Genomic DNA, 13002 nt, shown 5'->3' with positions numbered 1-13002 from the left:
ATTTTGCACGAGGGATGAACAAGCATGCAGCTTGCCGTATTCAACGGGGCGGACCGCGCGGAAGTCACCGCGGCACTTCGCCCCTGCATCGACGTCCAGCGCTGGGTGGACCAGATCGCGGATGCCCGCCCGTTTGCCAGCAGCGAGGCGCTGCTGGACTTCGCCCGCAACGCCGCCGCCCCGTTCACTCCGGACGAGGTGGAGTCGGCCATGGCCCACCACCCGCGGATCGGGGAACGGCCCACCGCCTCCACCGCCGAGGCGTCCATGTCCCGCTCCGAACAGGCCGGCGTGGATCCCGCGGACCGGGACATCACTACGGCCCTGGCCGAGGGGAACCGGGCCTACGAGGAAAAGTTCGGCAGGGTGTTCCTGATCCGCGCAGCCGGGCGGACCGCACCGGAAATCCTGGCGGCGCTGCACGAGCGCCTCAACCACACAGCCGGCGAAGAAGATGCCATAGTGGCCCAGCAGCTGCGCGAAATCGCCCTGCTCCGGCTCGAAGGAGTGATCAGCGAATGACCGTTTCACAGGTAACCACCCACATCCTGGACACCGGGGCCGGACGCCCGGCTGCCGGCGTCGCCGTCGTGCTTTACGCGCGCGACGGCGGCGGCTGGAACCTCGTCGCTTCGGGCACCACCGATGCGGACGGCAGGGCGAAGGACCTGGGTCCGGAGCTCCTCCCGGCCGGAACATACCGGCTGAACTTTGCCACGGGCGCGTACTACGAGGGACTGGGCACGGCCACCTTCTTCCCGGAGGTGGACCTGGTGTTCACCGTGTCCGACGCCGGCGAGCACTACCACGTGCCGCTGCTGCTGAGCCCCTTTGCCTACTCGACGTACCGCGGCAGCTGATCCACCCAACCCCGGGCAGTAGGCTAGATGGCATGGCTTCTGAAGACACCCCCGTTGAACGGCGCGAAATCACCGTGCGCCGCGCACCCAAATACGTGCCCTTCCTCATACTTGGAGGGCTCGTGGGCATCATCGTGGCGGCGGTCATTGCCTTTGCCCTGCCCGGGGACCCGAGTTACGATCCCAACTCCGTTTTTGGCTTCTTCATGGTCCTTTTCGGCGCCGGCGGCGTGATCCTGGGCGCTATCGTGGCACTACTGCTGGACCGGCTCAGTGTCCGCCGGGCTGAACACGCCGTCGTCGAAGCCGTGCCGGAGGATGCGCCAGGCACCGATCCGGTCGACGATGACGACAGCGGGACCGGGACCGGCCGTCAGTCATAAACGGGCGGCCGGAAAAGTCCTACCCCATCACGTGAGATAATCGACCAGTGGCACGCGGCGATGGAAAACTTTCTCATGATCTTCTCCCTGGCGAAAAGGGCCCCCAGGACGCTTGCGGCGTCTTCGGGGTCTGGGCACCAGGTGAAGAAGTAGCAAAACTCACCTATTACGGGCTGTATGCATTGCAGCACCGCGGTCAGGAGTCGGCTGGCATAGCAACCAGCGACGGCAAGCGGATCAACGTCTACAAGGACATGGGCCTCGTGTCCCAGGTCTTCGACGAGACCACGCTGAACACCCTGACCGGGCACCTGGCCGTCGGCCACTGCCGCTATTCCACTACCGGCGCCAGTCACTGGGCCAACGCCCAGCCCACGCTTGGCGCCACCGCCACGGGCACCGTGGCACTGGCCCACAACGGCAACCTCACCAACACTGCCGAGCTCAACGCCATGATCATCGATCGCAACGGCGGCCAGCTCAGCGGCGAAATGAAGCAGGGCAACACCTCGGACACCGCCCTGGTCACGGCACTGCTGGAGGGCGAAGAGGGCAAGTCCCTCGAACAGACCGCCATCGAGCTGCTGCCCAAGATCAAGGGCGGCTTCTGCTTCGTCTTCATGGACGAAGGAACCCTGTACGCTGCACGCGACACCTACGGCATCCGCCCGCTGGTCCTCGGCCGGCTGGAGCGCGGCTGGGTGGTCGCCTCCGAGCAGTCGGCCCTGGCCACCGTGGGCGCCAGCTTCATCCGCGAAATCGAACCCGGCGAATTCATCGCCATCGACGAAGAAGGCGTGCGGTCCCAGCGTTTTGCGGAGCCGACGCCGGCAGGTTGCGTTTTCGAATACGTCTACCTCGCGCGTCCGGACGCCTCCATCGCAGGGCGCTCCGTCTACGAGTCCCGCGTGGAAATGGGCCGCCAGCTTGCCCGGGAAAACACCCAGGAAGCGGACATCGTCATCCCGGTGCCCGAGTCCGGAACCCCCGCAGCCGTGGGTTACGCCGAGGAATCCGGCATCCCGTTCGCGCACGGCTTCGTCAAGAACTCCTACGTGGGCCGCACGTTCATCCAGCCGTCGCAGACCCTGCGCCAGCTGGGCATCCGGCTCAAGCTCAACGCCCTCGAATCCGTGATCCGCGGCAAGCGCGTTGTGGTGGTGGACGACTCGATCGTCCGCGGCAACACCCAGCGCGCCATCGTCCGGATGCTCCGGGAAGCCGGTGCCGCCGCGGTGCACGTCAAGATCTCGTCCCCGCCCGTGCAGTGGCCGTGCTTCTACGGCATCGACTTCGCTTCCCGTGCGGAGCTGATCGCCAACGGCGCCACCATCGAGGAAATCTCGCAGGCCATCGGCGCCGATTCGCTGGCCTACATCTCCGAAGACGGCATGATCGGAGCCACCCAGCAGCCGCGCGAACGCCTGTGCACCGCCTGCTTCACCGGCAAGTACCCCATCGAGCTTCCGGGCTCGGACAAGCTGGGCAAGAACCTGCTGGAGCGCACGGACCTGGGCGGCCTGCCCGCGGCAGGAACCTCTGCCGGAACCGCTGGTTCGGCCGTTGCTGTTGACACCGATGAGGACCCTGCCGAAAAGCCCGGCGCCACGGGCTGCGATCCTGGACCGGACGCCGAGTTCGAGAACCTGCTGACCGACGCCGACAAGCTGACCGCTGACAAGAAAGAGCCCGTATGACTTCCGCATCTTCCTCCGCCGGTAACTCCCCAGAAACAGCCCGGGGCATCACGTACGCCTCCGCCGGCGTTGACGTCGAAGCAGGAGACCGCGCCGTTGAACTGATGAAGGACGCCGTCAAGGCCACGCACAATTCCTCGGTGATCGGCGGAGTGGGCGGCTTTGCGGGCCTTTACGACGTTTCGAGGCTCCTCACCTACAAACGCCCGCTGCTGGCAACGTCCACGGACGGTGTGGGCACCAAGGTGGCCATCGCCCAGGCCATGGACATTCACGACACCATCGGTTTCGACCTCGTGGGCATGGTGGTGGACGACATCGTGGTGGTGGGCGCCGAGCCGCTCTTCATGACCGACTACATCGCCTGCGGCAAGGTTGTTCCCGAGCGCATCGCGGACATCGTCCGCGGCATCGCAGCAGCCTGCTCCGTGGCCGGCACCGCCCTAGTGGGCGGCGAAACCGCTGAGCACCCCGGCCTGCTGGGCGAGCACGAATACGACGTCGCCGGTGCAGCCACCGGTGTTGTCGAGGCCGACGCCCTGCTGGGTCCGGACCGTGTCCGGGCCGGCGACGTTGTCATTGGCATGGCTTCGTCCGGCCTGCACTCCAACGGCTACTCGCTGGTCCGCCGCGTCATCAACCACGCGGGCTGGGCCCTTGACCGCCAGGTTTCCGAACTCGGACGCACGCTGGGCGAGGAACTGCTCGAACCCACCCGCGTCTACGCCGCCGACTGCCTGGACCTGGCCCGCACCTTCCCGGTGAACGGCGCTGCGGTTGCCGGCGGACAGGTCCACGGCTTCAGCCACGTCACGGGCGGCGGCCTCGCCGCCAACCTGGCCCGGGTCCTCCCCCAGGGCCTTGTCGCCACGGTGGACCGCGCCACCTGGGAACTGCCCGCCATCTTCAAGCTGGTCTCCGAACTGGGCAACGTCCCGCTTGCCGACCTCGAGCGCACGCTGAACCTGGGCGTGGGCATGGTGGCCATCGTCTCCCCGGAGGCCGCCGATGCCGCCGTGAACCGCCTCAACGACCGCGGCCTGCCGTCCTGGATCATGGGCACCGTCGAGGAGAACTCGGACTCGATCGTGAAGACCGGCCCGGACTACGTCCAGGGTGCCAAGGGTGTTGACGGCGGCGCAGTCCGACTGGTGAACGCCTACGCCTAAGTAAGTCATCGAGTGCTCCGCAACCGCCGTTTAGAGAGTTCAAAACGGCGGTTGCGGAGCACTCGTTTTGTTAAACCGCCAGGAGGCTGAATACCCCGCCCTGCGGGTCCCTGAGCGTGGCGATCGTGCCGGCCTCTTCGATATCGTGCGGTTCGACCAGCACGGCAGCACCCGCCGCCTCGGCCGCCGCCACTGCCTCAGCGACGCTGGCGACGCCGAAATACACCTGCCAGCCTGCCTCGAGGTTGCGCTGGTCCTCCGGCCCCGTTTCCGGAGCTGCGGCGATCCCGGCCAGTTCGGCTCCGTTCACCATCAGTGCGGTGTACGTTCCGCCGTCGTCCTGCGGGTATTCCGTGACCTCGTGCCCGAACAACTGCTGGAAGAACCCGACGGCGGCCTGCGGCTCGGGGGTCAAAAGTTCCGCCCAGGCGAACGCCCCGGGCTCGTTGTACCTTGCCGTGCCGGTATGGGTTCCGGGCTGCCACACCCCGGTGGTGCCGCCCCCTGGCGGTGCCACGAACACCATGACCCCGGTGTCCGCCACTTCCTCGGGGCCGAACTCCACGGTGCCGCCGGCGTGCGGGGTTTCCTCGGCGATGGCCTTGGCATCGGCGGCGGCGAAGTAGATGTTCCACTGCGCTGCAGTCCCGGACGCTTCCTGGAGGGGATTCTGGGGCGCAATGACAGTGACGAGGTCGTCGTCCAGGAAGGCCTTCGAATAGCTCCGCCCGTCCGGCGTGGGCAGGTCTTCGTACCGCCACCCGAACACGGCAGCATAAAAGGACTTGGCCGCCTCCACATCCCGGGCCTGCAGGTCCACCCAGCAGATCTCGCCGGCGTCGAAAGTGGTGCGCCCGGTCATGGTGCGTCCTGCTTGAGGGTCTCGATTGCTGGCATGGAAATTTTCCCTTTCGACCGCTGGAGTTCGGATCCGCCACGATCAACCTAGTACGGGGCTCAGACGCTGACAACAAAGGGCCCATCCAACCGGGCGTCGGACTTAAGCCAAAAAGGCCCGTCAGGGCGCGCCGGAAACCGGCGCGCCCTGACGGGCCTGATATCTATGGTCAGCACCCGGGGTGCTGGAAAAGAAGAGCCGAATGATCGTACGGATCACTGTGGTGAAAGGTACGACGGCGGCACGCCACTGAGTGCCTTACGGCATGCTCAGCGGGCGACAACTATCCGATTCGACGGGTGTCAACCTCGTCGTCGTCTTCTTCCAAATCATCCGCGTACTTATCCACATAAGCCGAATAATCCGGTTCAACCGGCTCACTCGAGAAACGGCTCGGTGCACGACCCTCAGCGCTCTTCAGCTCACGCTGAAGCGCAGTGTAGTCAGTGTTCGGGGAATAGTACTTAATATCCCGAGCCTGCTTGGTAGCTTTTGCCTTTTGACGGCCGCGCCCCATGGCGTGACCCCCTTTTGTACTCGGACCGGAGGTGGTCACCATTGGCGTTAGTGAGGCCCCGGAATGTTTGGTCAATTTGTCGTACACCTAGATTACATGCTTTCAGCGGTAACTGCGCCCCGGATCGGGCCTCCGGAGGGCAGCGGGCACGTTTGCGCAGGTCCCGGCCTTCTCCGGTCGGAAGTTTTTCTTCGGTAGAGTCGGGGAAGACGACGCCGGGAAGGGTAAATCCTCACGTGAAAGACCAGAACGCAACGGGCACCCGCTCCGGGGAGCAGAAGGCATCCCCGGGCCCCGGAAGCCCGCCGGTCGTGCCGCCTCCGCCCGCCCGGCCACCCACCAGCAGCCTCCCTGTCCAGCCGCCCGCTGCGGCGGAAAAACCGTCGGCTGTGTCGGAGAAACCGGCGGCTGCAGAGAAGCCGGCTCCGGCCACAGTGACTGGCCGGGCCACTCCCGACCCGGACGAGCGCAAGCAGACATTATCCAAGATTGCCTTCGTCGCGGGCGGACTGGTGCTGCTGGGCCTGGTCATCTGGTGGCTGGCCACGCTGATCGCGAGCGGCAACGAACAGGCCGCCAAACAACCGCCGGCCCCGACGTCGGCCGGGACCGCGCCGGTGTCCCCGTCCCCGCAGGCAACCCGCAGCCAGCTGCCCATGGATGGTGTGGGCGCCCTGGACTATCAGCTGGGCGACTGCTTCGAAAACTTCGACCCCGAAGCTACGGAGTCGCGCGTGGTGGCCTGCACCAGCGGCCACTCCGCGCAACTGGTTGCCGTGCACCGGTACCCGGAGTCGGATTCCTACCCGGGCATTGCCGCGCTGCGCCAGAAGGGCCGTGAGATCTGCCAGGGCGCCGGATTGACCGACGCCGTGGCCAACTACGTCCTCATGCAGCGCAACGCTTACCCGAGCGACACCAGCTGGGCGCAGGGCGACCGGCGGGTGGACTGCTACGTCACTGCGGACAAGGGAAACATCATCATGGAATCCCTAATCCCCTAGCGACGTACTAGCCCTTGCGCCGCCCTAGCCCTTGCGCCGCACGGACAGGCCGCTTCCCGCGAGGGCGCCGCCGTCGGGCCCTTCCTGCCCGCCCAGGCTGGCAATGGTGAGTTCCTCGACGTCGGCCGCAGTGTCCACCAGCACGGTGTCGCCGTCTGCGATGTCCCCGGCCAGGATGGCCTTGGCCAGCCGGTCGCCGATTTCGCGCTGCACCAGCCGGCGCAGCGGACGGGCACCGTAGGCGGGATCGAAGCCCGTCATGGCCAGCCAGGCACGGGCTCCCTCAGTGACTTCGAGGTCAAGGCGGCGATCGTGCAGCCTCTTGCCCAGCTCCGAGACCTGCAGTTCCACGATCCGGGCCAGCTCCTCAACGTTCAGGGCATCGAACAGCACCACTTCATCCAGCCGGTTCAGGAACTCCGGTTTGAAGGACGCGTGCACCGTGGCCATCACGGCGCTGCGCTTGGCGTTGTCATCCAGGGTCTGGTCCACCAGGAACTGGCTGCCCAGGTTGGAGGTCAGCACCAGGATCACGTTGCGGAAGTCCACCGTGCGCCCCTGGCCGTCGGTGAGCCTGCCGTCGTCAAGCACCTGGAGCAGGATGTCGAACACCTCGGGATGGGCTTTTTCCACTTCGTCCAGCAGCACCACGGAGTACGGACGACGGCGGACGGCTTCAGTCAGCTGGCCGCCTTCCTCGTAGCCCACGTAGCCCGGAGGTGCGCCGACCAGCCTGGCCACGGAGTGCTTCTCGCCGTACTCGGACATGTCGATCCGCACCATGGCCCGCTCGTCGTCGAACAGGAAGTCCGCCAGGGCCTTCGCCAGCTCGGTCTTGCCCACGCCGGTGGGGCCCAGGAACAGGAAGGAGCCCGTGGGCCTGTTCGGGTCACTGATGCCCGCACGTGCACGGCGCACGGCGTCGGACACGGCGGTGACGGCCTTCTTCTGGCCGATCAGGCGCCTGCCGAGCTCCTCCTCCATGTGCAGCAGCTTCTGGCTCTCGCCCTGCAGCATGCGACCGGCCGGGATGCCCGTCCAGGCGGAAATCACCTCGGCAATGTCACCGGCCGTGACCTCGTCCGCCACCATGAGTTCCTGCTTGGCGCCCCCGCCTGCTACCCGGGCTGCCTCAGCCTCGGCTGCAGCGGACAGCTCGCGCTCCAGTGCGGGAAGTTCGCCGTACAGGATGCGGGATGCCGCCGCGAGGTCTCCTTCGCGCTGGTGCTTCTCCGCGGCCGAGCGCAGCTCGTCGATCCGCGCCTTGAGGTCACCGACGTGGTTGAGGCCGGCCTTCTCAGCTTCCCAGCGCGCGTTCAGTGCCGACAATGCTTCCTTCTTGTCCGCCATGTCCGCCCGCAGCGCCGCGAGCCGCTCCACGGAGGCAGCGTCCTTCTCATTGGCGAGGGCCAGTTCCTCCATGGTCAGCCGGTCCACCTGCCGCCGCAGCTGGTCGATTTCCTCCGGTGCGGAATCGATCTCCATGCGAAGCCGGGACGCGGCCTCATCCACCAGGTCGATCGCCTTGTCCGGCAGCTGGCGGCCGGAGATGTAGCGGTTGGACAGAGTCGCTGCAGCCACCAGGGCGGAGTCGGCGATGGAGACCTTGTGGTGGGCCTCGTAGCGTTCCTTCAGGCCGCGGAGGATGCCGATGGTGTCGTCCACGCTGGGCTCGCCCACGAAGACCTGCTGGAAGCGGCGTTCCAGGGCAGGGTCCTTTTCGATGTTCTCCCGGTACTCGTCCAGGGTGGTGGCGCCGATCAGGCGCAGTTCACCGCGGGCCAGCATGGGCTTGAGCATGTTGCCGGCGTCCATGGAGCTGTCCCCGGAGGCGCCTGCGCCCACCACGGTGTGGAGTTCGTCGATGAAGGTCACAATCTGCCCCTCGGAGCTCTTGATCTCCTCCAGCACGGCCTTCAGCCGCTCCTCGAACTCTCCGCGGTACTTGGCCCCGGCCACCATCGAAGCAAGGTCCAAGGCAATCAGGGTTTTGCCGCGCAGGCTTTCCGGCACGTCATTGGCGACGATCCGCTGGGCCAGTCCTTCGACGACGGCGGTCTTGCCGACGCCGGGCTCGCCGATGATCACCGGGTTGTTCTTGGTACGGCGGCTCAGCACCTGGATGATCCGGCGGATCTCGGCGTCGCGGCCGATCACGGGGTCCAGCTTGCCGGACCGGGCAATGGCAGTGAGGTCAGTGCCGAACTTCTCCAAGGCCTGGAAAGTGTTCTCAGGGTCGGCGTTGGTGACTTTGCGGTCGCCGCGGACACCCGGCAGGGCGGCGAGCAGGGCCTCATGGGAGGCTCCGGCGTCGCGCATCAGCTTGCCGACGGCATCACTGCCGGCCGAGATTCCCAGCAGCAGATGCTCGGTGGAGACATACGTGTCCCCCATCTTGTCCGCCTCATTCTGGGCGTTTTTGATGGTTTGGAGGGCAGCCCGGGACAGCTGCGCCTGCTGCACAGAGGTGCCGGACGTCGCCGGGAGCGCCTTGATGGCGGTGCTTGCCTGGACGCTGACGGCGTCCGGATCGGCTCCGGTGGCGCGGAGGAGCGCGACGGCGACACCCTCGCGCTGGTCCATGAGCGCCTTGAGCAAATGGGCAGGCTCCACCTGGGGATTGCCTGCGGTGGAGGCGTTCATGGCTGCCGCCGAAAGAGCCTCCTGGCTCTTGGTGGTGAACTTGGCGTCCAAAGAGAGCTCCTTTCGGGGATAGATCAACTCTTAAAGTTGAGTGTACATGACTCAACTTTGCGGGATCAGCATTAAGGTCCATGTTTGCCCACGGCGAAATGGCTGTCTAGGGGCGATAGGCCCCCGGTGCGGCAGTGCCCGCCACCGGGGCGGCACTGCCTAACAGATCGCCGGTCAGGACGCCCTGACGCCGGCGACGTCGGCGATCCACTTCAGGTGGTGGGAAATCGCGGCGTGGTCGTTGTAGAAGCCGGTGAAGCTGGGCGGACTGCCGCCCGGCAGGACGCTCGACGTCGACAGCACGCCAACCAGCTTCCCGCCCACGATGAGGGGCCCGCCGGAGTCTCCGGACAGCGGGTGCCCCGTCCGGGACTGCGTCCGCACGGAGGGTCCGCCGAACGCATCCGAGCCCGGCCCCCACACGGCCACGCTGGCAGCCTTGACCCTGGACGACATGGCCCCGGACCCCTCGGACTGGTCACCCCAGCCGAACACGCGGGCGGCAGTGCCGGGCGACGGGATGGTCCGGGACAGGCCCGCATACGATCCGGCATGCGGGACGGAGAGTTTGAGCAGCAGCACGTCGCCGTCCGGCGATGCGTACCGGGCAGCGACCGACCGCACCGTTCCACCGGCGCCCAGGTGGGGGGTGCCGAGCCGGACGGACCGAAGGCTCGCGGAGTCGCAATGCCTGGCCGTGACCACCCACGCCGCCGAAATCTGACTGCCGGTGCACCGCACGCTGATGCCGGCGGAGTCGTAGGCGATCTGGACTGCAAAGGGTGCCTCAGAAGCGGCTGCCGCCTCGCCTCCGGCGATGTCCGTTTCCACCGGCCCCGGGCCTGCCGGATCGGCCGCGAACCCCGGTATAGATGGCGCGAAGAGCATCGAAACGAGAAGCACGGCGACGGCAATCACCCGCCACGCGCGGCGACCCCTGCCCTTCAGGCGACTTCGCATTTTCACATGGTAGGACTCCGGCTCCGGAAACGTTAGCCCCCGGCAGCAGGCGCGCGGCCCCGGGCGTCGGGGCTCCGGGTGCCGGGCTCCGGGGCGCCGGGGCGCCGGGCAAGTGCGTCCGGACGCGCAGGAGGGCGGTTCCCCCAAGGAACCGCCCTCCGGCTGGCGCGGGTAGCCTGCGCATCGCACTTGCGCAGCCTCCATGCAGAGACTTCTTTTGGTGGACCGCCGCCCGCCGTGAGGCAGGCAGGCGGTCCGGTGAAAACCCTACAGCGCTTTTGTGATCGTGTCACGAATATGACAAAACCAGTCATGCGTCGATGGGTATTCTGGGAGCCATGGACCAGACCCAGGAAGCCGGAAAGCCGACTACGCAGCATATCTTCATCGACAAGGAGAGCCCGGCCGTCTGGCGCGCGCTGAACGGCCTCGGCCTGAAGGCCAGGGAAGCCGCCGATGAAGCCGGCATCAGCAGATCGCTGACCGAACTGCTCAACGTCCGGATCTCGCAGATCAACGGGTGCGCGTACTGCCTCAACATGCACGTTGCCGACGCCCTCAAGAAGGGCGAAACCACGCAGCGGCTGGCCGTGCTGTCCGCCTGGCGGGACACCGCCCTGTTCACCGAAAAGGAGCGCGCGGCACTGGCTCTGGCTGAGTCCATCACCACGCTGCCCGACGCCCACACCCGTGAACGGGAGGATGCCTACGCCCGGCAGTTCTTGAGTACGGCCGAATACTCGGCCGTGAGCTGGCTGGTCATCACCATGAACGCGTTCAACCGCGTGTCCATCACCAGCCAGCACCCGGTCCGGCGTGAGGCCAAGGAACAGGCTGCGCCGCAGGAGCGGGGGGTACAGGAGCAGGCAGCGCAGGAGTAGTGCCGTCCGCGGCAGCTTGAGGGAGTTTGCTAGGCCGGATAGACGGCCACTGCGGCCGCTTTGATCACGAAGTAGACGGTCATGCCGGGGGCGAGTCCAAGGTCCGCCGACGCTGCCGGGGTGATGTCGGCGGACATCCCGCCTGCCCGGACCCGGATCTGGTCACCGTGCTGCTCAAGGTCCGTCACCATCACGGGGAAGGAGTTCCGCGGACTGCCGTGCGCTTCCGTGAGGAACACAGAGACGGCCGACGGCGGGAAGGCCGCCACCCCGGGTTGCCCGGAACCTGCCGCGAAGGCTTCCTCGTCCTGGTGCCCCGCCACGTCCCGGCCTTCTTCGGTCCGAATCCCGGTGGACGTGAGCGTTCCAGGAAGGAGATTGAGGCCGGCCAGCCCGGCGGCAAACCGGCTCCGCGGCCGTTCCAGGACCTGCCGGGTGGGCCCTTCCTCGGTGATCCTGCCGTCTTCGAGGACGATGACCCGGTCGGCCAGCATCAGCGCATCAAGGACGTCGTGGGTGATGATGATGGCGCGGCGACCGGCCAGGACCTTCTTGAGGAGCCTGCGGAGCAGCGGGGCGGCGTGGATGTCCAGGGCCGCCATGGGTTCGTCCAGCAGCAGCACCTCGGGGTTGGCCGCCAGCGCCCGGGCCACCGCCACCCGCTGGGCCTGGCCGCCGGAGAGTTCAGCAGGCCGCCGGGCTTCGAGGTCCCCGGCATCCACCGCGGCCAGCCAGGTCCGGGCCGACTCCAGGGCAGATTTCCGCGCGATCCCGGCGCTGCGCGGCCCGAAGGCGACATTTTCCAGTGCGCTCAGGTGAGGGAACAGCAGCGGCTCCTGCGCAAGGAGGGCTGTGCCGCGGCGGTGCGGGGCAGTCCAGATGGCGGCACCGCCGTCGAGGTCGAACAGCACTTTTCCGTCGATTTCGGCCCGGCCGGAATCAGGCCGCAGAAGTCCTGCAAGCACGTTGAGGAGGGTCGATTTTCCGGCCCCGTTCGGGCCGAGCACCGCCACGGTTTCGCCTGCTGCGAGGCTCAGCCCGGCGTCGAATCCGCGGGCACGCACGGTTGCCTGCATGTGGAAGGTCACCGGGCACGCTCCGGCCGCGCGGCGCCGGTGCTGCCCGCCGGGGCGCTGCGCCGGCCCTGCTCCCCCGGCCGCCGATAGGTCAGTCCCACCACCGTCACGGCCACCGCCACCAGCACGAGGGAAAGCGCGACGGCGGCGTCGGCGTCGGTTTCCCGCTGCAGGTAGATTTCCAGCGGCAGCGTCCGGGTCACCCCCTCCAGGCTTCCCGCGAAGGTGAGCGTTGCACCGAATTCGCCCAGGCTCCGGGCGAAGGACAGCACTGCGCCGGACGCCAGTCCGGGCAGCACCAGCGGCACGGTGACGCGCCGCAGTACGGTGGTGGGACGGGCTCCGAGGGTTGCGGCCATTGCCTCATACCGTCCGCCGGCTGTGCGCAGTGCGCCTTCCAGGCTCACCACCAGGAACGGCAGTGCCACAAAGGTCTGCGCCAGCACCACCGCCGTCGTCGAAAACGCAATCTGGATCCCGGCAGCCTCAAGGCTCCTGCCGAGGAGGCCCTGGCGCCCGAAGGTGTACAGGAGGGCGATGCCGCCCACCACCGGGGGCAGGACCAATGGCAGCAACACGAAGGCGCGCAGCAGCCGCTGGCCCGGGAAGCGTGCACGCGCCAGCACCAGGGCCAGGGGGACGCCGAAAACGATACAGAGGGCGGTGCTCGCTGCAGAGGTCCGCAGGCTGAGGCCGAGGGCGGTCAGGGAGGATTCGGACGTTACCAGCGGGATGAACTGCGGCCAGTTGACCCGGGCCGCCATCGCCGCCAGCGGCAGGAGCACCAACAGTCCGCCCGCGGCTGCGATGGCGTAGATCCAGGGCGGAATGCCGTGGTATCCGCCTCCCTTGGTCGGACCCAT

The 13002-nt window shown here is 67.2% G+C and carries 13 protein-coding genes; 7 read left to right on the top strand and 6 right to left on the bottom strand.

The features are described from left to right. The first annotated feature begins 24 nt into the window (after positions 1 to 24). Genes uraD through purM form a run of 5 tightly spaced genes read left to right on the top strand, consistent with a single transcriptional unit; the run spans position 25 to position 4109 of the window. Entirely contained in the window at positions 25 to 522 is a 498-nt protein-coding gene (gene uraD, locus RW112_RS14200) for a 2-oxo-4-hydroxy-4-carboxy-5-ureidoimidazoline decarboxylase (protein WP_317782397.1), read from the top strand. Next, on the top strand, positions 519 to 860 hold the full coding sequence (uraH, locus tag RW112_RS14195) for a hydroxyisourate hydrolase (protein ID WP_028272621.1): 342 nt from the start codon (positions 519 to 521) through the stop codon (positions 858 to 860). Before uraD ends, uraH begins: the two co-directional genes overlap by 4 nt. Before the next feature lie 32 nt (positions 861 to 892). Further along, positions 893 to 1243, top strand: a complete 351-nt coding sequence (locus RW112_RS14190; protein ID WP_317782396.1) for a hypothetical protein — start codon at positions 893 to 895, stop codon at positions 1241 to 1243. A gap of 47 nt (positions 1244 to 1290) precedes the next feature. Then, complete coding sequence (gene purF, locus RW112_RS14185) at positions 1291 to 2940, top strand: amidophosphoribosyltransferase (protein ID WP_317782395.1); 1650 nt, start codon at positions 1291 to 1293, stop codon at positions 2938 to 2940. Then, positions 2937 to 4109, top strand: a complete 1173-nt coding sequence (gene purM, locus RW112_RS14180) for a phosphoribosylformylglycinamidine cyclo-ligase (RefSeq protein ID WP_317782394.1) — start codon at positions 2937 to 2939, stop codon at positions 4107 to 4109. The genes purF and purM overlap by 4 nt, the downstream gene beginning before the upstream one ends. A gap of 70 nt (positions 4110 to 4179) precedes the next feature. On the opposite strand, the gene RW112_RS14175 is transcribed toward purM, so the two are convergent. After that, the gene (locus RW112_RS14175) at positions 4180 to 4971 is read right to left on the bottom strand and encodes a VOC family protein (RefSeq protein WP_317782393.1); all 792 of its coding nucleotides are present in this window, start codon (positions 4969 to 4971) and stop codon (positions 4180 to 4182) included. Between the two features lie 319 nt (positions 4972 to 5290). Next, entirely contained in the window at positions 5291 to 5524 is a 234-nt protein-coding gene (locus RW112_RS14170) for a DUF3073 domain-containing protein (RefSeq protein ID WP_043484564.1), read from the bottom strand. A 389-nt stretch (positions 5525 to 5913) separates the two neighbouring features. Here RW112_RS14170 and RW112_RS14165 point away from each other — a divergent pair, with 389 nt between their 5' ends. After that, positions 5914 to 6528 (top strand): septum formation family protein, encoded by a 615-nt coding sequence (locus RW112_RS14165; RefSeq protein ID WP_317782392.1) that lies wholly within the window; start codon positions 5914 to 5916, stop codon positions 6526 to 6528. A 24-nt stretch (positions 6529 to 6552) separates the two neighbouring features. On the opposite strand, the gene clpB is transcribed toward RW112_RS14165, so the two are convergent. Together clpB and RW112_RS14155 are read right to left on the bottom strand one after the other, a co-directional pair. Continuing rightward, positions 6553 to 9222, bottom strand: a complete 2670-nt coding sequence (gene clpB / locus RW112_RS14160; RefSeq protein WP_317782391.1) for an ATP-dependent chaperone ClpB — start codon at positions 9220 to 9222, stop codon at positions 6553 to 6555. A gap of 174 nt (positions 9223 to 9396) precedes the next feature. Next, positions 9397 to 10182: a S1 family peptidase gene (locus RW112_RS14155; RefSeq protein WP_317782390.1), complete on the bottom strand. Its 786-nt coding sequence runs from the start codon at positions 10180 to 10182 to the stop codon at positions 9397 to 9399. Between the two features lie 338 nt (positions 10183 to 10520). Between RW112_RS14155 and RW112_RS14150 the strand changes: the two genes are divergently transcribed. Next, positions 10521 to 11063 carry a carboxymuconolactone decarboxylase family protein gene (locus tag RW112_RS14150; RefSeq protein WP_317782389.1) on the top strand — a complete coding sequence of 181 codons (543 nt, stop codon included), beginning with the start codon at positions 10521 to 10523 and terminating at the stop codon, positions 11061 to 11063. 29 nt (positions 11064 to 11092) lie between these two features. On the opposite strand, the gene RW112_RS14145 is transcribed toward RW112_RS14150, so the two are convergent. Next, positions 11093 to 12151, bottom strand: a complete 1059-nt coding sequence (locus RW112_RS14145; RefSeq protein WP_317782388.1) for an ABC transporter ATP-binding protein — start codon at positions 12149 to 12151, stop codon at positions 11093 to 11095. After that, positions 12148 to 13002, bottom strand: coding sequence for an ABC transporter permease (locus tag RW112_RS14140; protein WP_317782387.1), 855 nt, complete (start codon positions 13000 to 13002; stop codon positions 12148 to 12150). Before RW112_RS14140 ends, RW112_RS14145 begins: the two co-directional genes overlap by 4 nt.

This window comes from Arthrobacter sp. B10-11 (assembly GCF_033142195.1).
Classification (GTDB): Bacteria; Actinomycetota; Actinomycetes; order Actinomycetales; family Micrococcaceae; genus Arthrobacter; species Arthrobacter oryzae_C.
The sequence above is the reverse complement of the archived record's forward strand: the minus strand, read 5'-3'. Positions and strand labels throughout refer to the sequence as shown.